The sequence below is a fragment of the Kribbella sp. CWNU-51 genome, from assembly GCF_054073265.1.
The window spans coordinates 78,329-98,830 of the sequence record NZ_JBSXMZ010000018.1 but is presented as its reverse complement, the minus strand read 5'-3'; the positions used below and the strand labels follow the sequence as shown (position 1 = coordinate 98,830).

At 68.5% G+C, this 20,502-nt stretch carries 15 protein-coding genes and 1 pseudogene; 4 read left to right on the top strand and 12 right to left on the bottom strand.

What is annotated here, in order from left to right; genetic code table 11:
* Window positions 1–1,361: 1,361 nt before the first annotated feature.
* Window positions 1,362–1,901, bottom strand: a complete 540-nt coding sequence (locus ACXC9Q_RS21495) for a response regulator transcription factor (RefSeq protein ID WP_457058392.1) — start codon at window positions 1,899–1,901, stop codon at window positions 1,362–1,364.
* Between the two features lie 118 nt (window positions 1,902–2,019).
* Between ACXC9Q_RS21495 and ACXC9Q_RS21490 the strand changes: the two genes are divergently transcribed.
* Window positions 2,020–2,601 carry a dihydrofolate reductase family protein gene (locus ACXC9Q_RS21490; RefSeq protein WP_457058391.1) on the top strand — a complete coding sequence of 194 codons (582 nt, stop codon included), beginning with the start codon at window positions 2,020–2,022 and terminating at the stop codon, window positions 2,599–2,601.
* Window positions 2,601–3,083, top strand: coding sequence for a pyridoxamine 5'-phosphate oxidase family protein (locus ACXC9Q_RS21485; protein WP_457058390.1), 483 nt, complete (start codon window positions 2,601–2,603; stop codon window positions 3,081–3,083). The genes ACXC9Q_RS21490 and ACXC9Q_RS21485 overlap by 1 nt, the downstream gene beginning before the upstream one ends.
* 37 nt (window positions 3,084–3,120) lie before the next feature.
* Here the strand turns inward: ACXC9Q_RS21485 and ACXC9Q_RS21480 are convergent, their stop codons facing one another.
* From ACXC9Q_RS21480 to ACXC9Q_RS21465, 4 genes are all read right to left on the bottom strand, one after another.
* Window positions 3,121–3,786 carry a nucleotidyltransferase domain-containing protein gene (locus tag ACXC9Q_RS21480; RefSeq protein WP_457058389.1) on the bottom strand — a complete coding sequence of 222 codons (666 nt, stop codon included), beginning with the start codon at window positions 3,784–3,786 and terminating at the stop codon, window positions 3,121–3,123.
* A 13-nt stretch (window positions 3,787–3,799) separates the two neighbouring features.
* On the bottom strand, window positions 3,800–4,597 hold the full coding sequence (locus ACXC9Q_RS21475; protein ID WP_457058388.1) for an NAD-dependent epimerase/dehydratase family protein: 798 nt from the start codon (window positions 4,595–4,597) through the stop codon (window positions 3,800–3,802).
* 748 nt (window positions 4,598–5,345) lie between these two features.
* Window positions 5,346–6,302, bottom strand: a complete 957-nt coding sequence (locus tag ACXC9Q_RS21470) for an electron transfer flavoprotein subunit alpha/FixB family protein (RefSeq protein ID WP_457058387.1) — start codon at window positions 6,300–6,302, stop codon at window positions 5,346–5,348.
* Between the two features lie 14 nt (window positions 6,303–6,316).
* Window positions 6,317–7,111, bottom strand: a complete 795-nt coding sequence (locus ACXC9Q_RS21465; RefSeq protein ID WP_457058386.1) for an electron transfer flavoprotein subunit beta/FixA family protein — start codon at window positions 7,109–7,111, stop codon at window positions 6,317–6,319.
* 140 nt (window positions 7,112–7,251) lie between these two features.
* Here ACXC9Q_RS21465 and ACXC9Q_RS21460 point away from each other — a divergent pair, with 140 nt between their 5' ends.
* Window positions 7,252–7,998 carry a class I SAM-dependent methyltransferase gene (locus tag ACXC9Q_RS21460; protein ID WP_457058385.1) on the top strand — a complete coding sequence of 249 codons (747 nt, stop codon included), beginning with the start codon at window positions 7,252–7,254 and terminating at the stop codon, window positions 7,996–7,998.
* Here ACXC9Q_RS21460 and ACXC9Q_RS21455 read toward each other — a convergent pair.
* The 6 genes and pseudogenes from ACXC9Q_RS21455 to ACXC9Q_RS21430 form a co-directional block, all read right to left on the bottom strand.
* Window positions 7,973–9,034 (bottom strand): hypothetical protein, encoded by a 1,062-nt coding sequence (locus ACXC9Q_RS21455; RefSeq protein WP_457058384.1) that lies wholly within the window; start codon window positions 9,032–9,034, stop codon window positions 7,973–7,975. The genes ACXC9Q_RS21460 and ACXC9Q_RS21455 overlap by 26 nt on opposite strands.
* A complete protein-coding gene (locus ACXC9Q_RS21450; RefSeq protein WP_457058383.1) occupies window positions 9,027–9,887 on the bottom strand; it encodes an acyltransferase in 861 nt (286 codons plus the stop codon). The genes ACXC9Q_RS21455 and ACXC9Q_RS21450 overlap by 8 nt, the downstream gene beginning before the upstream one ends.
* A 9-nt stretch (window positions 9,888–9,896) precedes the next feature.
* On the bottom strand, window positions 9,897–10,853 hold the full coding sequence (locus ACXC9Q_RS21445) for a methyltransferase domain-containing protein (protein WP_457058382.1): 957 nt from the start codon (window positions 10,851–10,853) through the stop codon (window positions 9,897–9,899).
* Complete coding sequence (locus ACXC9Q_RS21440; protein WP_457058381.1) at window positions 10,854–11,633, bottom strand: enoyl-CoA hydratase/isomerase family protein; 780 nt, start codon at window positions 11,631–11,633, stop codon at window positions 10,854–10,856. It lies immediately after the preceding gene.
* A gap of 159 nt (window positions 11,634–11,792) precedes the next feature.
* Window positions 11,793–12,836: a Gfo/Idh/MocA family protein gene (locus ACXC9Q_RS21435; RefSeq protein ID WP_457058380.1), complete on the bottom strand. Its 1,044-nt coding sequence runs from the start codon at window positions 12,834–12,836 to the stop codon at window positions 11,793–11,795.
* A pseudogene (locus ACXC9Q_RS21430) lies at window positions 12,833–13,873 on the bottom strand (Gfo/Idh/MocA family protein); the annotation flags it as partial. The gene ACXC9Q_RS21435 and the pseudogene ACXC9Q_RS21430, both read right to left, overlap by 4 nt.
* 128 nt (window positions 13,874–14,001) lie before the next feature.
* Between ACXC9Q_RS21430 and glgX the strand changes: the two are divergent.
* The gene (gene glgX / locus ACXC9Q_RS21425) at window positions 14,002–16,074 is read left to right on the top strand and encodes a glycogen debranching protein GlgX (protein ID WP_457058379.1); all 2,073 of its coding nucleotides are present in this window, start codon (window positions 14,002–14,004) and stop codon (window positions 16,072–16,074) included.
* Here the strand turns inward: glgX and ACXC9Q_RS21420 are convergent.
* Window positions 16,071–20,351: an nSTAND1 domain-containing NTPase gene (locus ACXC9Q_RS21420; RefSeq protein ID WP_457058378.1), complete on the bottom strand. Its 4,281-nt coding sequence runs from the start codon at window positions 20,349–20,351 to the stop codon at window positions 16,071–16,073. The genes glgX and ACXC9Q_RS21420 overlap by 4 nt on opposite strands.
* Window positions 20,352–20,502 lie beyond the last annotated feature (151 nt).

The following is a 20,502-nucleotide window of genomic DNA, read 5'->3' as shown; positions in this document are numbered from 1 at the left end:
CGCGACCGCTCGGGAGTCGTGCTCGGGCAGGGTCGCCGCCAGCGCGAGCCGTTCCTTCGCGGCCTCGCGGGCGTCGTGGAGACGGCCGACGCCACCGACGGCGGTGCCGTACGCGTCGAGCGCGTTCATGATGGCCAGCGGGTCGTTGGACCGGCGGGCCGCTGCGACGGCGGCCTCGGCCGAGGGGATGTCGAAGCGGGCGATCCAAGCCCGGGCGATGCGGACGGCAACGGTGTCGGCGTCCGCTGCGAGCAGACCGGCACCGCGGTCGGCCGGGATGGGTTCTTCGACCTCGTACCGGTTGATGACGGTGACCGCGTTGGCGAGGGCCTCTTGCTCGAGCTGGTGGTTGTGCTCGGCGGCGGCGCGTTCCGCTGCCCGCAGCATGAGGTGGTAGGACTCCGTGCCGTCGGCGACCACGAGGGTCGCGTCAGCCGCGTCGCGGAGGTCGTCGTACAGCTCGGCGGCGTCGGCGGCGTGGGCCGCGGCGGTGAGGTAGTGGTCGTGCGCCTCGATGAACCGCTTCCGGGCGAACGTCAGGTGCGCAAGCCGGCGGGCCAACCGGCGCAGGTCGGTCCCGTCGCCCTCTGGGTGGCGGACTGCGGCGCGGAGATCAGCGGTGACCTGGTCGAACTCGGTCTGCCAATCGTCACCGGCTTCCAGCTTGGCCTCGAGGTCTGCGGCCGTGCTGTCGGCCCACGCCAGATGCAGTACGGCGACCTCGTCGTACTCACCGGATCGGTGCAGCTCGTCCAACACGAACGCGCAGACTGTGTCGAGCATCCGCCACCTGCTCGTGCCGGCGTACTGAGCGCGGTGCAGCAGACTCTTGTCGGTCAGCCGTCCGAGCAGGTCGCTCAGCTCGCCTTTCCCGGTCCCGGGCGTCAGACCGGACGCAGCGGCAAGGTCGAATCCACCGACGAAGACCCCGAGCCGTCGGAACAGAGTCCGCTCGGCGTCATCCAGCAGGTCGTAGCTCCAGCCGATCACCTGTGCCAGCGAGTGATGCCGCTCGTTCGGCCCACGTCCGCCGGCCAGCAACCGCAAGCGGTCATCGAGCGCGGCCAGCAAGCCATCGGGGCCCAATGACCCAGCGCGGGCGGCTGCGAGCTCGATCGCCAGCGGTACGCCGTCCAGCTCGGCACACACCTTCGCCGCGAGGACGGCGTCGTCGGCGAGCTCCGGCGCCACCAGTGCGGCGCGGTCCCGGAAGAGCTGCTCGGCCTCGGCGCCCAGCTTGAGCGGACCCAGCTGTAGTGGACGCTCCCCCACCACACCGAGCCGCTCCCGGCTGGTCGCCAGTACGGCGGTCTCCGACGCCTCGGTGAGGATGCGGGCGACCAGACTGCCCACGTCCTCCACTACGTGCTCGCAGTTGTCCAGGACGAGCAAAGTCCGGCCACGCTTGAGGCGATCGAGCACTGCGTCGACGAGGGTCTGCGGAGGCTGCTCTCTGACCTGGAGTGCTTCGGCCACCGCCGCGACGACGAACCCGGGCCGCACCGGGACGAGGTCGACCACTGCACCGCCGTACGGATAGTTGTCCCCGACCTCGGCGGCGATGCGGAGGGCCAGACGGGTTTGCCAACACCGCCTGGGCCGAGGAGGCTGACCAGGCGGTTGCTTGTGAGGGCGGCGAGGATTTCGGACCGGTCCTGCTCACGGCCGACGAAGCTGGTGCCTGGACCGGTCGGTGTGCTGAAGCCCTGGTCCACGGTGGCCAGTCCGGCCAGCTCATGGCGGTCCGAGACGCCGTACTTGCGTAGCAGTGCGGAGACGTGGCTCTCCACTGTGCGGATGCGGATGTGCAACTGCCGGGCGATCTGGGCGTTGGACCGGCCGCCGACCAGGGCGGCCAGGACCTCGGCCTCCCGCGCGGACACCTCCTTCGGACCAGCCATCCGCCCATCATGCCGTCATCCGTGGTGCTTCCGTGGTGCTCCAGTGGTCGGCACGGACGACTTTCCGTGCCGCCGGCTCCGAGGCTGGTGCCCACAACCTCGTTGATGGGAGAACATCATGGGACGCGTATTTCTGGACATCACGATGTCGCTGGACGGCTTCGTCACGGCCCCCGGCGCCGACCTCGCGCACGGTCTCGGCATCGGAGGCGAACCGTTGCACGACTGGGTTGCCGATCCGGCCGAGGCCGACCGGAAGGTGCTCGACCAGTTGTTCGAGGTCGGCGCGGTGCTGATGGGACGCCGTACCTTCGACGTCATCGACGGACCGCAGGGCTGGGAGCGCGACGACGCGGCGCCGCCGGTCTTCGTGGTCACGTCCCATCGGCCGGCTCGGGTGCGGCTCGGCGACCGGTTCCGCTTCGAGACCGACGGCATCGTTCCGGCGCTGAAGTCGGCGCAGGCCGCTGCGGGCGCGAAGGACGTGGTGGTGATGGGTGGCGGTCACCTCGGCCGGCAGTACCTGTACGCCGGCCTGGTGGACGAGGTGCGCATCCACCTGGCGCCTATCGTGCTCGGAGACGGCACTCCGCTGTTCGAGCGGACCACGATCCCGCCCATCCGCCTGGTCCAGCGCGACACCGCGAGTACGCCGAACGCCACCCACCTCACGTACGACGTAATCCGTCAGGAGAAGTGATGTCGCAAGAGACTCTCGACCGGCGAGCGGCGGCGGTCATCGAAGCCAACAAGTACATGACGCTGGGAACGGTCGACGCCGACGGTCTTCCCTGGGTGACGCCGGTCTACTTCACGCCCGACGGCCACGACGACTTCTACTGGGCGTCGTCACCGGATGCCATGCATTCACTGAACATCGCGGCCGCTCCGGACGTCACGATCGCGATCTTCGACTCGAGCGTCCGCATCGGCGGCGCCTCGGCCGTGTACTTCCGCGCCCGCGCCGAACTCGTCCCGGACGACGAACTCGATCATTGCGCCGCCTTGTACACCGCCCGCTACCCAGAACTCCGCACGTACGGTGTCGACGAACTCCGCCCTCCCGCCGAGCTACGCCTCTACCGAGCCCGAGCCCGAGCCACCACCCACTGGCTCCTCGTCCGCGGCGGAGACCCCGACTACGGCACCGGTATAGATTCCCGCCGCCCGGTCTGGCTCTGAAGCGCGTGTCGCGGCTCTGCGGGTCACCTCAGCTGAGTCAGGTGGCGGAGGTTGCTCGGATGCGCGGTAGCCAGGGGTGGTTGGGGTGGAGGTGGTCGATCATGTCGGCCAGCCAGGTGCGGCGGTCTGGGGTGAGGAGTGGGAGCGTTGCGTCCAGGTCGCGCTCGTCTTTCGGGCGGCCGAGGCGGGCCTTGTAGGCGATCGCCAGTTCGGGGTTGATGTAGCGGATGCCGTCGGGTGCTCGCCAGGTGATCTCGTCGAGGGCGTAGTCGAGGGTGGGATCGCGGCGGAAGACCCAGCGGCCGTCGCGGTCCGGGTTGGGCTGGAGGTCGAACTCCCACGGTGCCAGCGCGTGCCGCCGCAGCCAGATCTGGTCGGCATCGTCGGGCTGCTCCGGCCGCTCATCGGTCAGCGGCTGCAGCCGTCCGCCCGCGTTGGACCACAGGTCGTAGCGGCCGTTGAGATGAAACCGGAGCTTCTCGATGTCGCGGCGCCAGAGTGATACGTCGACGTCCTCGTGCTCCCGCCGTACGCCGGTGAAAGCCTCGATCGCCCATCCACCATTGATCCACCAGTCACCGTCGTACCCGTGCATCAGCTCCTGGGCATCCGCCGGCGTCGACACCTTCCACGGCCCGTACAAACGCTGGAACGCCAACTCCTCCGGATCCAGCCCGTCCGCGTACCAAGGCCGCTCCTCCATCGAACCTCCCGAGCTAGTTTCGCCAACGGCTGTGGTGGGTCCAGCCGATCACCTCGGCCGCGCGGCGGCAGTCGAAGAGCGACTGGGTGCCGGCGAGGTCCCCGGTGACCACGGTGTCCGGTGAGTAGCTCGCGAGCAAGTCGGCGGTGGGCTGCTCCATGCCAGTGTCCTCGGCGGCGATCACCAAGGTCTCGTAGCGTTCGGCGGCTGTGCGGGGCTGCAGGGACAGCACGCAGGCCCGAGCCGCCTCGGCGAGATCGACGTACCCCCAGAGGTTGCGGCGGTTGTCCTCAGGCGGTGCGTCGGCGATGTAGCGGCGTACTTCGTCGGGGGTGAGGATCCAGTGGAAACGGAGGGCTGTGACCTGCATGCCGCGGCGCGCGTACATCTCCCCCATACGCTCGAGCACGTCTTTGGTGAGCGCGTACGGATCGACGTATCGGAGGGCGGTCTCCTCATTGATCGGCACCGACGGAGTGCCAATCTCCTCCGGTGACCACGCGGTGCCGTAGATCGACCCGCTCGACGCGAGCACGGCCGTCCGGATGCCCTGCAGCCACGCCTCTTCCAGCGCGTTGAACGTCGTGAGCGCGTTGGCCTCGAGCAGGCGCACGGGCGTGATGTTCTCCGGACTCGCGATCCCGGCACAATGCACGATCGCGTCCACCCCACGCAGCGACCGCGCCACAGCTGCCCGGTCACTCAGGTCGACCGCCCCCGGCCCCACCAGGTCGGCCTCGACCACCTCATAGCCCTCGGCAACCAACTGCCGACAGACCTCACTCCCCAGCGTCCCCCTAGCCCCACTCACCCAAATCCGCACCTCCCGCATGCTAGTGCCGCGTCAAGCAAGGTTGAGGAGGTAACCCGCAGCGACCACCACCTCGAAGCCGGACCCGACGGCCAGGTGCGGGGTTCACCCCTGATCTGGTCCCTTCACCCCCGGAATGCGGTGGGTAGAAGGGTGCAGCTGCGAGGTTCTCCCCCGAAATTGCCCCGGGGCGGAAGGCAAGTGCGGTAACGACCTCGACGTTTCTTGCTGTCGCGGCCGTCGGTCACGCTGATGACCAGCGACCGCCTGACGCCGGCACAGAAGGCGGTCCCCGGGTTCTGGCCCGGATACTTCGACACCACGAGCTGCGGTTTCGGCATGTCCGTCCGCACCCACCCCGAGCACCTCGGCCTCTGGGCTGGGAGCTACGGATGTCCCGGCTTCTACGGCACCGCTTGGTACGACGATCCCGCCGAGGACTTGACGGCGATCGTCATCCTGCAGCGGCACACGCGGGCGTCCAGAAGTCCTGCCGATGTGGCAGGACTTCTGGACCACTGTCTATCAGGCGATCGACAACTGACCGCCGAGGGCCGGATCAAGCCGGCGGGTCCACGGCTTCAAGTTCCAGACCAACTCGTGGGCGGCGAGTCGTGGAGGACGGTTGGCGGATGCCGGTATCGCCGACCGAAATCCACGACTCGGAGGTGAGCCACCGGCGACAAGATGATGCCCGGCTCGGGATGGGTGCCGAGCCGGGCAGGGGCCGGGGTTAGCCGATCGGGGGTTAGTTCTTGCGCTTGGTTACTTCTTCGGTGGCGGTGGGGAGGACCTTGTGGAGGTCGCCTACTACGCCGAAGTCGACCAGTTCGAAGATGGGGGCTTCGGGGTCCTTGTTGATGGCGACGATGGTTTTCGAGGTTTGCATGCCGGCTCGGTGCTGGATCGCGCCCGAGATGCCTGCCGCCACGTAGAGCTGCGGCGAGACGGTCTTGCCGGTTTGGCCCACCTGGTAGGCGTGCGGGTACCAACCCGAGTCCACGGCGGCGCGGGAGGCGCCGACTGCGGCGCCCAGCGAGTCGGCGAAGGCTTCGACGGGGCCGAAGTCGCCGCCGGTGCCGCGACCGCCGGAGACGATGATCGCGGCCTCGGTGAGCTCGGGGCGACCCGTCGCCTCGCGGGGCTTGGAATCGGTGATGCGGGCGGTCTTCGCGCCGTCGGAGATCGTCACGTCGAACTCCTCCACCTCCGGCGAGGTCTGTGCGGCCTCCGGGGTGGCGGCGTTCGGCTTGACCGTGATGATCGGCGTGCCGTGGGTGACCTTCGCCTGGACGGTGAAGTTACCCGCGAAGACCGACTGCGTGGTGACCGCGCCGCCATCGCCGGCGACGACATCTACCGCGTCGGTGATCAGGCCGGAGTCGAGCTTGACCGCGAGCCGGGCCGCGATCTCCTTGCCCTCGGCGTTCGACGAGATCAGGATCGCGGCCGGCTCGATCTTCGCCGCGACCTGCTGCAGCGCCTCGGCCTTCGGAGCCACTAGGAACTGCGTTAGCGACGGGTCGGACAGCGCGATCACCTTGGTCGCGCCGTACTGACCGAGGGCCGGCAGCGCGTCCTGCACGCCCTCGCCGATGTAGACGGCGACCGGCTCGCCGAGCCGGCGTGCGATGGTGAGGAGCTCCGCGGTGGTCTTGCGGACCTGGCCGCCGGTGTGGTCAACGAGAACCAGAACGTTCGACATGAACTGATCGCTCCTCAGAGGAACTTGTTGGTGGACAGGAACTCGACGAGCTCGGCGGCACCGCTGCCGTCCTCGTCGGTGACGATCGTGCCGGCGCTGCGCGGCGGACGGGCGGTCACCTCGACCACCTCGGTCCACGCGCTCGCGCCACCCACCTGCTCGGCGGAGATCTCCAGGTCGGCCAGCGACCAGGTCTGGACCGGCTTCTTCTTCGCCGCCATGATCCCCTTGAACGACGGGTACCGCGGCTCGTTGGCCTGGTCGGACACCGACAGCACCAGCGGCAGCGTGCCCTCGACCGTGTCGCTCGCGGTGTCGCCGTCACGGCGGATCCGCACGGTCTGCCCGTCGACGGTCACCTCCGAGCCCAGCGTCACGGCCGGCAGCCCGAGCCGCTCCGACACCATCGCCGGCACGACACCCATGCTGCCGTCGGTCGAGCCCATCCCGAACACGACCAGATCGGCCTCGAGTTTGGCCAGCGCCTTCGACAAGATCAGCGAGGTCGCGACCGCGTCCGAGCCGTGGATCGCGTCGTCGATCACGTGGACACCGGCGTCGGCACCCATCTGCAGACCCTTCTTCACCGCGTCAGCGGCCTGCTCGGGCCCGACGGTCAGCACCGTCACCACAGTGTCAGCAGGGTCACCGTCACTCTCTTTCACAGTCAGAGCGGTCTCGACGGCGTACTCGTCCAGCTCGGACAGCAGCCCGTCGACACCCGCACGGTCCACCGTGTTGTCCTCCGAGCGGAAGCGGCGGTCCGCGGTGGCATCCGGCACGAACTTCGCGCAGACGACGATCTTCATAGCGTGTGGGACCCCTTCTGGTTAACGGTCTCTCCCAAGCCTGCCACGGATGTTACTCGCGAGAAACATATGGCGCGTGCGAGTCCCATCACAGTCCGGCGCAGCACCGGTCCGGCCGGCGCAGCCCTAGTCTGACTCAGGTGACCGAGACGTTACCGCTCACCGGCGAGAGAACCGCGCCCGGGATCTGGCACGAGAACTACTGGTTCGCGCGCCACGACGCCGCCTATCGCTGGATCACGGCCAATCTGCCGATCGATCCGACCGGCCGCGTCCTCGACGCCGGCTGCGGCGAGGGCTACGGCGCGGAGCAACTCCGCCTGGCCGGGGCGGACTCCGTGACCGGTCTCGACTATGAACATACGACGTTGCGGCACGTCGGCCGGGTTTATCCACAGCTCAATGTCGTCCGGGGCAATCTCGTCCAGACCGCCTTCGCGACCGGCACGTTCGATCTCGTTACGTCGTTGCAGACGATCGAGCACCTCTGGGAGCAGCCGCGGTTCGTCACCGAGTGCGCGCGCATCCTCAAGCCGACCGGCACCCTCGTCCTGAGTACGCCGAACCGCCTGACCTTCCCGAGTGGGAACTGGTACCACACGCGCGAGCTCACGGCCGCCGAGTTCGCCGAATTGCTCGAGCCGCACTTCGACATCACGCGAGCCCTCGGACTCCGCCACGGACGACGACTCACCGCGTGGGAGGCGCAGTACGGGTCCTGCGTCGACGGTCAGCTGGCCGCCGAGCATGACGCGTGGGATGCGAATCTCGCCGAGCTCGTCACGAGCACCACGCACGAGGACTTCGAGATCCGCCCAGGCGACCTGGACGAATCTCTCGATCTCATCCTAGTGGCGCGCCCTAAGGACGCACGAAGCGTTCGATGATCTTGCCGGCAATCAGGTAGACCAGCGCCGCGATCCCCCAGTTCACCAGCAGCGTGTTCTTCGCGGTCTCGAGCCGGAACAGGTCCTTGAACGGCCCGACCAGGTCGTGCCCGCGCTCCAGGATCCAGCGCACGATCTCGTTGCTCTGGTTGGTCTGGTCGAGCGCGGTGAACAGCGCACCGAGGGCCAGTACCGCGGCCGCCAGCACCGCGGCCAGCCAGATCAGCGAGGCGATCAGGTTGCGCAGCTTCCGCACCCCGGAGCCCACCGACGTCAGCGCCTGCTTGCCCTTACCCGAGCCGGCCGAGCCCTTCGGGCCGGCGGGTCTGTTGCTCGAGGCAACAGCCCCTGTCGGCACCTTACCGACCGGCTTGGTCACCGACGTCGCCGCCGGATCGCTGCTCGCAGCCTTGCCGGCCTCGGGTGCGGCTGCCTCCGAGCCGGCCGCACCGGTGCCCATGGCCGGACTGCCGGCCGGGGTCTCCGCCGCAGCCTTCTCCCGCGCTCGCTGCTCCGCGACGATCTCCGCCGCGGTCTTCGGCCGGGCGGTCCTCGTCGCGGTGGCCGTCGCACCCGCACCGCTCGCCTCGGCGGCCGGCGTCGGGGTGCCGGTGTCCGCGGCCTTGTCGGCTTCGGCGGCCGTCGCCTTCTCGTCGTGCGTACCCACGTCGTCCATCTCCTCAGCCGGGGTCGGATCCTCGTCCGTCGCCGGTCCGGTGGTCGCGGCCGGCGGTCTCCTGCGCCGGCTGACCGGGACCGGCCGCGGTGACAACCTGCGCCGGGCGCCCGCGAACGGAGCCCGCGCCGCTGTCGTGCCGTCCACTGCCTGTACCTCTGGGTCCACCCTTTGATTCACGCCCACATCCGGATCATTCGTTTCAAGCACTGGTTCCAACGTAGCGCCAGCGGGTTCCGTCACGATCGGAACCGGGTCGACCGAGCGGATCCGGGCCTGCGTGATCGAGCCGTCGGCCGCGGCCTGGTCCAGCGGCGAGCGGTCGCCCGCGGACGGCTCCGCACCGACGGGATCAGGCACGGTGGGTCTCCTCTCCGACGCTCAACCGATCGTGTGGGGCCACTGACTCTTCGTGCGGGACATAGTGCCCGACCGGTGAGTAACTTGAGAACCCCTCGCCGCCAACCTCTTCGTCACCGGTCGCCACCACATCGTCGGCGGCGACCTCCTCCGGTACGACGCTCGCCTCGACGGGGACTCCGGTATGGAGCCGCGCCTTGGTGCGCGCATTGGCCTCGGCCAGGCCGGCCAGGTAGGCGCGGCGGGCGGCGTTGGCCGCGTATCGGGTGGTGCGGTCGGCGACGACGACGGCCGGGACCCCGGCGGCGACGGCGTACGCAGGAATGTTGCCACGGGCAACGCTGTTCGCACCGATCACCACGCCGCGACCGATGTCGGTTCCGCGCGTCACGGTCACCTTCGTGGCCAGCCAGCAGTCCGGGCCGATCCGGACCGGTGACTTCACCAGGCCCTGGTCCTTGATCGGCAGGTCCAGGTCGTCGGTCTTGTGGTCGAAGTCGCAGATGTAGGTCCAGTCCGCGATCAGCGTGGACGCACCGATCTCGATGTCCAGGTAGCAGTTCACCGTGACGGCGCGCGCGAACACCACCTTGTCGCCGATCCGCAGCGTGCCCTCGTGCGCGCGCAGCCGGGTCTCGTCACCCAGGTGCACCCACTTGCCGAGGATGATCCGGCCGTGGCCGGGCCGCGCCACGACCTCCAGCTTCTTGCCCAGGAAGACGAAACCTTCGGTGATCACCTGCGGGTGGCGCAGCTTGAACCAGGCGAACCGCCAGTAGCGCTTCAGGTAGTACGGCGTCCAGGCCCGATGGCGCACCACCCAGCTCAGATTCGCCGCGGTCAGCAACCGCATCAGAACACCCTACTGCGCAGAGGGAGCGCCACCTGTGATCGAGACGTTGTAGTACAGCTCGTCGGGAACGACGGCCGACAGCACCTTGTCCACCTTCGACAACTGCAGCCACGACTTGTACGCGAACATCCGCCAGCCGAACCCGAGCTTCTGCTCCGGTACGGCGGCCTCGAACGTCCGGATCGGCCACCCGACCCACGCCGCCAACAACTCCTCGGTGACAGTCCGTACGTCGACAGCCCCGGCGCGACCGGCCATCCGGGCCAGGGTGTCCGGGTCGAACGTGTGCAGATCGACGACCGCCTCCAGCGCGGCGGCCCGGGACGACTCGTCGAGCTCCTCCTGCGGACGACGCCACTGCGAGAGCGCGGGAAGCTTCGTCACGTTCGTGGTCGCCCACCAGGTGAACCGGGACAGCCGGCGCGCGACGTAGTCGCCGTACCGGGTGGGCTCGCCGCAGATGACGAAGCGGCCGCCCGGCTTGAGCACGCGCAGCATCTCGCGGAAGGCGAGCTCCACATCCGGGATGTGGTGGATGACGGCGTGGCCGATGACAAGGTCGAAGGTGTCGTCGTCGTACGGGAGCTTCTCCGCGTCCGCGACCCGGCCCTCGACCGCGAAGCCGAGGGTGGCCGCGTTCTTCTCGGCCGCCTCGACCATGCCCGGCGAGAGGTCGGTGACGTGCGCCTCGGCGAGCACTCCGGCCAGCTTGAGATTCAGGGTGAAGAAGCCTGTGCCGGCGCCGATCTCCAGCGACTTGCCGTACGGCCAGCCGTCCGAGCCGGCGATCGCGGTGAAGCGGTCACGGGCGTAGGTGACGCAGCGTTCGTCGTACGAGATCGACCACTTCTCGTCGTACGTCGACGCCTCCCAGTCGTGGTAGAGCACCTGGGCGAGCTTGTTGTCGTTCCAGGCCGCCTCGACCTCTTCGGCGGTCGCGGCCGGCTTCTCAGCAGAGGTGGTCATTCAGTTTCCCTTGAACTCGGCCTTGCCGGGGCCGTTCTCGACGAAGGACTTCATCCCGATGCCGCGGTCCTCCGTGGCGAACAGCGCGGCGAACTGCTGCCGCTCGATCTCCAGCCCGGTCTGCAGGTCAACGCCGAGCCCGGCGTCGATCGCCTCCTTGGCGGCCCGCAGCGCCAGCGCCGCACCGCCGGAGAACTGCGACGCCCAGGCGACAGCCGCGCCGTAGACCTCAGCGGCCGGCACGACCTTGTCGACCAGGCCGATCGCGAGCGACTCGGCGGCGTCGACGAAGCGTCCGGTGTAGATGATGTCCTTGGCCTTGGACGCGCCGATCAGGCGGGACAGCCGCTGGGTGCCACCGGCGCCAGGGATGACTCCGAGCAGGATCTCCGGTTGGCCGAGCTTGGCGTCCTCGGCGGCGATCCGGTAGTCGGCGCACAGCGCCAGCTCGCAGCCACCACCGAGCGCATACCCGGTGATGGCCGCGACGGTCGGCTTGGGGATCGCGGCGACCGCGGACAGCGCGATTTGCAGCGGACCGGAGCGCTTGACCATGTCGGCGTACGACATGTCGGCCATCTCCTTGATGTCCGCGCCGGCCGCGAACACCCGCTCGCCGCCGTAGACCACCACGGCGCGGACTGCGTCGTCCTCAGCCGCAGCAACCGCTGCTGCCCGGATCTCTTCCTGGACCTGGACGTTCAGCGCGTTCATCTTCGGCCGGTCCAGCCGGATCGTGCCCACACCATCACTCACGGTGAGGTTGACGAACTCGCCCATCGCCTCGCTCCTTCACAGTCCAGGGGCCGCTACTACCCGCGGGTCACATCCCCGGAACCGTACCGGAACAGGCCAAGCGGGTGTACCGCGGGCTCACGTGTAGGAGACGCTGAGGGTGCTGGTCGCCACCGGCCCGTAGATGGTGGCGACCAGCGGAGATCAGAGCTCGACCGCTTGCCCCGAGGCGGCGGAGCGGCGGGCGGCGTCCACGATGCGCAGCGTGCGCAGCCCGACCGCACCGTCCGGCTGCGGTACGACGGCAGGCGTCGTACCGGGCTTCGCGGGGCCGGACTCGCGCACCGCGTCCAGGAACGTCGCGAGCAGGGACGCGTCGAGGTTGCCCCCGATCGCCAGGAAGACCTCACCGGACGCATCCGTGCCTCCCACATGCGGGAGGAACGGCTCGATCTCCACGGACCCGTTGGTCCCGGTCACCTGCAGCGAGACACCACCCCAGGTCGGACCGTTGTCCGGAACGCTCCAGGAGCAGTCGATGGTTGCCAGCAGCCCGTTGTCGTAGTTGACCGTCACCAGCCCACCGGTCTCCACGGCCACGCCCTTGTCCTGATGCAGCACGTGGTTGGCCGCGGCGTACACCCGCGTCGCCGACGCACCGCCGGTCAGACCGTCGATCAGGTCGGCACAGTGCACGGTGTGGTCGACGAGCGCTCCCCCACCAGCCTGCTTCGGGTCGGTGAACCACTGCCGCTGGTCGTACGGGATCTTCCCGTTGTTCGTCCCCAGTACGGCGAACACGTCGCCGAGCCGGCCGGCTTCGACCATGGCCCGCAGCCGCAGGTACGACGGCGAGAAGCGGACCGGATACGCGATCATCAGGATCGATCCGGCGGCCTCGCAGGCAGCCAGCATCGCCTCGCCGTCCTCGACCTCCGTGGCCAGCGGCTTCTCGCACAGCACGTGCGCACCGGCCGCGGCCGCACGCTCGACCAGTGCACGATGGCCGGCGTTCTCCGAGGTCACCACCACGGCGTCCGGGCCCCAGGCGAACAGCTCGTCGTACGAGTCGACGTACGGGATGCCGATCTGCTCGGCAAAGGCAGCACCCCGCGGACCGGAGTCGGGCGCGGACGCACCGTCGGGATCGGCGGACAGCACCTCGACGTCCGGCATCGAGCCGAGCAGGTGGGCGTAGCCCGCCGCGTGAGTGTGAGCGAACGAAGCGATCGCGATCTTCAGGCTCATGCCACGGCTCCCGTCTGGACGAAGGTCTTCATGTCGACAGCGCGGCCGGTCTCCATGGACGCGCGGGCCGCTTCGGCCAGATAGACCGCGGTAGCGCCATCCGGTGCGAGCACTCGGGGCTCCGGTCCACCGCGCAGACCGATCGCCAGCTCACGTAGTTGTGTCAGGTAAGGACTCTCCCCCAGCGTCGACGCCGGGATCAGCAGATCGCCGCCGGCCCCACCGTCCTGCAACTCCTCGGCAAAGCCGGTGTCGCCGTTGGACGTGTACTTCAGGACGCCATTCGACCCCGCGACCTGATAGCCGGACTGGAACGTCGTACCCGTCGCGCCCCACGTCGCGCGGCAGTGGCTGATCGCCCCCGTGTCATGGGTGAGCGTCACATGTGCCGCCACGTTGACCGGGCTGATGCCGTCCACGGTCGGCGGGTTCTGTACGGCGTACACGCTGGTGACCTCGCCACACAGCCAACGGGCCTGGTCGAGGTCGTGGACCATCAGGTCCATGATCACGCCGCCGGAGTGGGCGACGTCGCGATACCACCCGGCACCGGCCGGCGACGATGCCTGGCGGAAGAACCGCGCCACCGCGACCTCGCCGATCCGGCCCGCCTGGATCGCGTCGTACGCCGCCTTGTACGCCGGGAAGTACCGGACCACGTGGGCCGGGTACAGCCGGACGCCGGCGGCCTGCGCGGCGTCGATGACCTCGTGCGAGTCGGCCGCGGTGAGCGTCAGCGGCTTCTCGCAGATCACGTTCTTGCCGGCCTTGATCGCGGCCAGCGCGATCTCCTTGTGCGTCGGCGACGGCGTGACGATGTCGACGAACTCAACCTCCGCCAGGAGACCGTCCAGCGATGGCGCGACCTCCAGGTCGTACTGCTCGGCGAGCTCGTCGGCGCCCTCGAGTGAGTGCACCAGAACCCGGGCGCCGAGTGCTTTCCACGCGGCGACGTGGACGTGGGCGATGTTGCCCGCGCCGATCAGACCGACGGTCAGACCGGCCAACTCTTCCGACATGTGATCCCCTACTCGGCCCTGCTGGACTTCGGCTAATTAGTAACGGTCCTTGCGTATCATTGCGCACAGGCGTTCGCAACTACCGTCTCATGAACACATCCACCTTCGTTATCGATAAGCCACCCCAGACTGTGCAGAATGTGCCGGTGACCGACGTGACCGCCGCCCCGACCACTCTCGGGCTCGGAGCAGTGGTCCAGACCGATGGGACGACGTTCACGCTCTGGGCTCCTGCGGCCGAGCGCGTCGAGCTGGCGCTGATCGCCGACGACGGCAGCCAGCGGAACCTGGATCTGGCCCATACCGGTGAATACTGGACCGGGTTCGTCCCTGGCGTCGGCGCCGGCCAGCGGTACGGGTACCGCGTGCACGGTCCGTTCAACCCATCGCACGGGCTCCGCTTCAACCCGTCCAAGCTTCTGCTCGACCCGTACGCGCGGGCCGTCGACGGCTCGCTAAACTTCGCCAGCCCACTCATCTACGACTCGTCCGACGGCGACTCGGCCGGGCATGTCCCGGTCAGCGTGGTCGTCGCCGCCTCCGAACCGCCACCGCCGATCAGCGAGCCGGTGCACTGGGGCGAGACGGTCATCTACGAGTTGCACACCAAGGGCTTCACCAAACTCCATCCCGACGTACCCGAGCACCAGCGCGGGACGTACGCCGGTCTCGCGCACCCGTCCGTGATCAGCTATCTGACCGACCTCGGGGTCACGTCGGTCGAGTTGCTGCCGATCCACCACTTCCTCACCGAGCCCTCGATCGCGGCCCGCGGCCTGCCGAACTACTGGGGTTACAACACCCTCGGCTTCTTCGCGCCCCACGCGCCGTACTCGTCTGCGGGCTCGCGCGGTGAGCAGGTGGCCGAGTTCAAAGCGATGGTCGCCGCGTTCCACGCCGCCGGCATCGAAGTGATCCTCGACGTGGTCTACAACCACACCGCCGAGGGCGGGTTCGACGGGCCGACGCTGAGCTTCCGCGGCATCGACAACCGCGCGTACTACCGGCTCGCACACGGCGCCGCGATGTACGACGTGACCGGCACCGGCAACTCGGTCGACACCTCGCACCCGCAGGTCCGCCGGCTGGTGATGGACTCGCTGCGGTACTGGGTCGAGGAGATGGGCGTCGACGGGTTCCGGTTCGACCTGGCCGTGACGCTGATCCGCAACGAGCGGCACGAGGTCGACACGGTCGAGCACCCGTTCCTCGCCGAGGTCGCAGCCGATCCGGTCCTCGGCCGGGTCAAGCTGATCGCCGAGCCATGGGACGTCGGGCCGTTCGGCTACCAGGTCGGCAACTTCGGCACGCCGTGGTCGGAGTGGAACGGCAAGTTCCGCGACAGCGTCCGCGACGTCTGGCGGAACACCTCCGACGGCGTGAAGGACCTCGCCTACCGGCTGTCCGGCTCCAGCGACCTGTACGGCGACGACGGGCGGTACCCGTACGCGTCGATCAACTTCGTCACCGCGCACGACGGGTTCACCCTGCGGGATCTGGTCAGCTACAACCACAAGCACAATGAGGCGAACCACGAGGACAACCGGGACGGCACTGACGACAACCGGTCGTGGAACTGCGGTTTCGAGGGCGAGACCGCTGACCGGCGTGTGGTTGCGTTGCGCAAACGCCAGATGGCCAATCTGATGTCCACGCTGATCCTCTCCACCGGCGTACCGATGATCACCGCCGGGGACGAGTGCGGGCGGACCCAGCACGGCAACAACAACGCCTACTGCCAGGACAACGAGCTCTCCTGGTTCGACTGGTCGCTGCCGGCCGAGTGGTCCGATCACCTTGAGCTGACGAAGAAGCTGATCGCACTGCGGGCGGCCCACCCGGTCCTGCGGCAATGGCACTACTTCTCCGGCGGCCCCGTCGTACCAGGCGGTCGCAAGGACCTGTCCTGGATCGCACCGCACGGCGGCGAGATGACCGACGCCGACTGGTACGACGGCAACCTCCGAACCATCGGCATGTTCCTGGCCGGCGACGCCCTCCGCGCCACCGACGCCGAAGGCAACGCCCTCACCGACAACTCCTTCCTCCTGGCCCTCAACGCCACCCCGGAGACCCGCCAGGTAGTCGTCCCCGATCCCTCCTGGGCTCCCGCCTACGAAGTAGTCCTCGACACCAGCAACAGCATGGTCACCGAAGTAGAAGCCGGAGCCACCGTCCCCCTAGCCCCTCGCTGCCTGGTCCTACTCCGCGCGCTCTAACAGGTCTTCGTATAGGGCCGATCACCGAAGTTCTCCCGCCACTCCGCCGCAGTCAGATCGCGGCCGGCCATTCGGCACGCAGTCTCGATCGCGTGCTCCAGCCGCGTGTCCCACCGGTAGATCCCGTCGTCATACGCGGCGATCATCACCGTGTGACCGTCGGCGAGGAAATCGGCGCTGACAATTTGCTGGTTCGGCGTGAGGACGGAACCGAGGAGCGCCGCCGTCGTGCCGTCGAACAGACTGACGCCACCTTCCCAGCCGGACGACACCAGCAACCGACTGTCCGCCGAGAAGGCAAGACCGTTGGTGAAGCCCTGATGGACGAGTTGCGGTGGAGCCACCGCCACACCGGTGTCTGAGTCCACGATCACAACATGTCCCTTGATGCTCCCGATGGCGACCCGCCTGCCGTCCGGCGCGAAGGAGACCAACTCGGGATCGCTCATCGGAAGCTTCCCGCGCCGCAGCACCGTGCCCGCGGCCAGATCGACCATTGCCCAGCCCGTGGAGGGAACGTCCAGCCGATCCGAGATGCGGCGTCCGCCGGTCAGCACGAAGGCCGAATGGTTGTCCGGGCTCGCCGACAACCACGCGATCGAAGCACCGACCTTGATGGGTTTGCTGAGCGGGAGCAGGGTGTCCGCATCCAGTAGCACTGCCGTTCCGGACTGGTCGCCGACGACGAGACGACTGCCGTCGAGTCCGCTGTAGTCGAGGTCCAGTACCGGGGCGCCCGACACCTTCCGGCTGGCGAGGACGCGGCCGGTTCGAGTGTCGAAGACGAAGACGAAGCCCTCGGTGGTGCCGATCGCGAACCTGTCCCCGGTCGGGTGCCAGCTACCGCAACTGTTCGTGTAATTGGCGACGTGAGTCGTGTCGAAGCGGACTGCCTTGCCGGTGGTGGTGTTGACGAAGCTGCCACCTGGCCCGCCCGCGTCCGCAGGGACGAGGCTCGTGTTGACCATTCGATAGACGGACTTGCCGCCGGGCGCCATGAATCGGCAACTCCACTCGAAACGAGTCGAGTTCTTGACACGCGTGACGTATCTGCGGCTGCCGGTGAGATCCCACGTGCGCACCGCGCTGTCGCCTGCCGACGTGTACAGCGTCTTGTCGTCCGGGCTGAACGCGGCGGTCAGTGTGTCGCCCTCTGAGATCGGCACGTCCTCCAACGCCAGTCCACTGGCTACGTCCCACACCACGAGGCGCAGATCGGACCCGGTCGACACCAGGGATTTCCCACTGTGGGAGAACCGCACACCCATGAGGGCGCTCGTGTGTCCGCTCAGCCGGTGCAGGGTCTTCCCGGTCGCAGCGTCGAGCAGAAATGCCTTGAAGCGATCCGGGCCGCCGGTGTCCCCGGCTTCGACTGCGAGCGCGAGCGTCTTCCCGCCCGGACTGACATCGGCCTCCTCGAGGGCCAGGTCCGGCCGCGTCCAGAGTTGTTTGCCGGAAGCAACGTCGTACGCTGCCGCCGGCCTGGTGGTGTAGAAGCGGTCACCTGCCGGGCTGAGCACGACGCCCCGGACGGAGTCGGCCGGCAGCGGCATCGTCCTGCGCACCGTCGGCCGGCGGCCCGGCCGGATGTCCCAGATGATCAGGGCTCCGCTGCTGAAGTCGTTCGAGACACCAGCGCCGTAGTACTGGAGCATCGCGGCGAGAGTGTTGCCGTCGTGGCTGTACGCGAGATGGATCGCTCGGGCAGGTGTCTGGGTGAAGCCGGGTAGCCGCCGACCGGTTGGAAGGAGTGTCGTGGGTTCGAGCAGCCGTACCGGTTCGGTGGTTGGTGGTGGCATTCCGACCGCCAGCTCGCGATCGCCCGGGCTCAGGGCGAACGCGCCCACGGAATCAAGGTGAACGGCGCCGGAGGATCGGTTTTTGGGACGGTGGGCGGCAAGCCGTCGGCCACTGCTCAGGTCGTAGAGCACTACGGTGCCGTTGGCGTCGTACACGATCACGCGGCGACCGTCCGCGGTCACCGCCAGGCCGTAGGAATCCAGCTTCTCGGTTTGGATCGAGCTGATCAGCTGCGGGTGTTTTGCGAGGGCGGCCAGGAGGTTGGCTCGGGACTCTGGGGACTCCTTCATGCGGACGCCGGCCACGGCGAGCAGTAGCGAGGTGTCGATGTCGCTTTGGACGACGGCCTTTGCGCCGGCGCGGCCGGCGTCTGCGGCTACGGCTGCTTCTTGTGCCGCGGTGGCCTGGCGGTCAGCTCGGCCGGCTTGGCCGACTGCGAGGAAGCCGGCGATCAGCGCTCCTACCAGGAGGATCGCGGCCGTGGTCAGTGCAGCGCGGAGGCGGCGGTTGACACGGATCTGCTGGCGGGCGCGGTCTTCCGCGGCATGGAGTTCTGCGGCGGAGAGGCTTTCGCTCGCGGTGAGGAAGTCGGTCTCTGTCGGCGTGAGGTCCGGTGTTGTGTCCTGTTGCCACTGCAGGGCCTTTGCGAGGCGGACGCCTCGGTACAGCTCACTCTCGGGACGTCCCAGCGATTCCCACGAGTCGGCGACCTGGGTGAGGTGATGGAGGATCTGCTGACCTTCTAGATCATCCTCGAGCCAGCCGCGGAGACGCGGCCAGGCACGGGCGAGGGCTTCGTGAGCCAGTTCGACGACGCCGTCGTCGCTGGTGACGAGGCGAGAGCTGATGAGCAGATCGATGAGCGCGTCCGACTCGGGGCCGGTCACCACCGTCCGTCTCGGCAGCCGGCTGCGGACCGGCTGGCCGTCCGGGCCTGGAGTGACCAGGCGCAGCAGGAGCGCCCGCAGCATCGGCTGTTGCTCCGGTGTGAGTCGCGCGTAGACCTGCTCGGCGGACTGTGCGACAGCACCTTGGATGCCGCCCGACGCGCGATATCCGGCGACCGTCAGCGTGCGGCCTTCTCGACGCTGCCAAGTCTCGGCCAAGACGTGGGACATCAGCGGGAGAGCGCCGGGCTGGTCGGCGACCTCACCGATCAGCAGGTCGACCAGACCTGGTTCGACGATCAGCGAGGCGAGGCGCGCCGGTTCGGTGATCGCTTCCCGAAGCTCTGCCTCGGACATCCCGGTGAGCAGGTGCATGCCGTTCTCCACGACCTGGGCGAAGCCCGGATGGGAGGAGATGTCGGCGAGCCGATCGGCACGGAAGGACAGGATCAACGGCGCCACGGTGGCGTGATCGGTCAACCGGGTGAGGAACGCCTTCCGTTCGGCCTCGTCCTGACACAGCGAGAAGACCTCCTCACACTGATCGACGACCAGCGTGGGCAGCGGGCCTTTGCCGGGCAGTGCGGCGGCCAGTGCTCGCAGCGGGTGGACCCCTGGCGTGATGGTCACGATGCTCCGCCCGTCGCTGCGCAGGGTCGCCGCGATGCCGGCCCTGATCAGTGAGGACTTGCCGCAACCGGACGGGCCGACGACCGCAAGGATCGAAGTGTCGGACAGTTTCCTCAGTCCCACGGCCACCTGCGACTCGCGGCCGAAGAACAGCTCGGCGTCGTCGAGGTCGTACGGCTTCAGGCCTTGGTACGGACAGACCGCGCTCGGTTCCGGCAGCGCGCTCGGGACCACCAGCGCCGGATCCTGACGCAGGATCGCCTGTTCCAGCGCATCGATCGCTGGGCTGGGATCGATCCCGAGCTCACGGTCGAGCACCACTCGGAGCCGCCGGAGCGTCTCCAGCGCCTCGCCCTGCCGACCGGCCTGGTACTGCGCGGTCGCGAGCAGCGCCCATCTCCGCTCGCGCAGCGGAGCCTCCGCGGTCAGAGCCTGTGCTTTGCCGAGGGCACCGTCGTAGCCACCGGACCGCAGCGACGCCTCCACATACAACTCTTCCGCAACCTGTCGAAGCTCGCTCAGGCGGGCGATCTCGATCCGCGCGGTGTCCCATCCCGCGACCTCGTCGAACGGAGGACCTCGCCACAGCGTCAGCGCATCGGCGAGTACGACGGCTGCCCGTTCCGCCTCGCCGGCCGTCAGCAGTTGGCCGGCCCGGCCGACCGCACGCTCGAAGCGGCGGCTGTCGATCTCGTCGTCAGCAACGGCCAGCCGGTAGCCGGCCGGCGATGTCTCGATCGCGTGGCTGCCGAGAAGCTTGCGCAACCGGACGACACAACCTTGGACGACCTTGGCCTCCGAGGCCGGCGGCCGGTCTCCCCACAACACGTCGGCGAGCGCCCCAGCACTCACAACCTCCCCCGGATGCACTGCTAATGCGGCCAGAACGACGCGGTCTCGTCGTGTGAGGTTCTTCCACTCCCCCTCGATGGTGAGCGGGCCGAGAACGGCGATACCCACTCTTCGACTGTCGACCGTGTCCGGCCACGCGTCAAGGCCGCTGATACCGCGCTGATACCGGCCTCGCCCGGCCTGATACCGCCGGGCGGGACAACGGTGCCATCACCTCGAGGCGCAACCGGATCGCCAACCATGGCGAACCCCGCTCCGG

Excerpts from the sequence above, each read along its gene's own strand:
- ACXC9Q_RS21470 (WP_457058387.1), bottom strand. The coding sequence starts at position 6,302 with ATGTCGAACGTTCTGGTTCTCGTTGACCACACCGGCGGCCAGGTCCGC.
- ACXC9Q_RS21465 (WP_457058386.1), bottom strand. The coding sequence starts at position 7,111 with ATGAAGATCGTCGTCTGCGCGAAGTTCGTGCCGGATGCCACCGCGGAC.
- ACXC9Q_RS21495 (WP_457058392.1), bottom strand. The coding sequence starts at position 1,901 with ATGGCTGGTCCGAAGGAGGTGTCCGCGCGGGAGGCCGAGGTCCTGGCC.
- ACXC9Q_RS21440 (WP_457058381.1), bottom strand. The coding sequence starts at position 11,633 with ATGGGCGAGTTCGTCAACCTCACCGTGAGTGATGGTGTGGGCACGATC.
- ACXC9Q_RS21445 (WP_457058382.1), bottom strand. The coding sequence starts at position 10,853 with ATGACCACCTCTGCTGAGAAGCCGGCCGCGACCGCCGAAGAGGTCGAG.
- ACXC9Q_RS21450 (WP_457058383.1), bottom strand. The coding sequence starts at position 9,887 with ATGCGGTTGCTGACCGCGGCGAATCTGAGCTGGGTGGTGCGCCATCGG.
- ACXC9Q_RS21435 (WP_457058380.1), bottom strand. The coding sequence starts at position 12,836 with ATGAGCCTGAAGATCGCGATCGCTTCGTTCGCTCACACTCACGCGGCG.
- ACXC9Q_RS21485 (WP_457058390.1), top strand. The coding sequence starts at position 2,601 with ATGTCGCAAGAGACTCTCGACCGGCGAGCGGCGGCGGTCATCGAAGCC.
- ACXC9Q_RS21490 (WP_457058391.1), top strand. The coding sequence starts at position 2,020 with ATGGGACGCGTATTTCTGGACATCACGATGTCGCTGGACGGCTTCGTC.
- ACXC9Q_RS21480 (WP_457058389.1), bottom strand. The coding sequence starts at position 3,786 with ATGGAGGAGCGGCCTTGGTACGCGGACGGGCTGGATCCGGAGGAGTTG.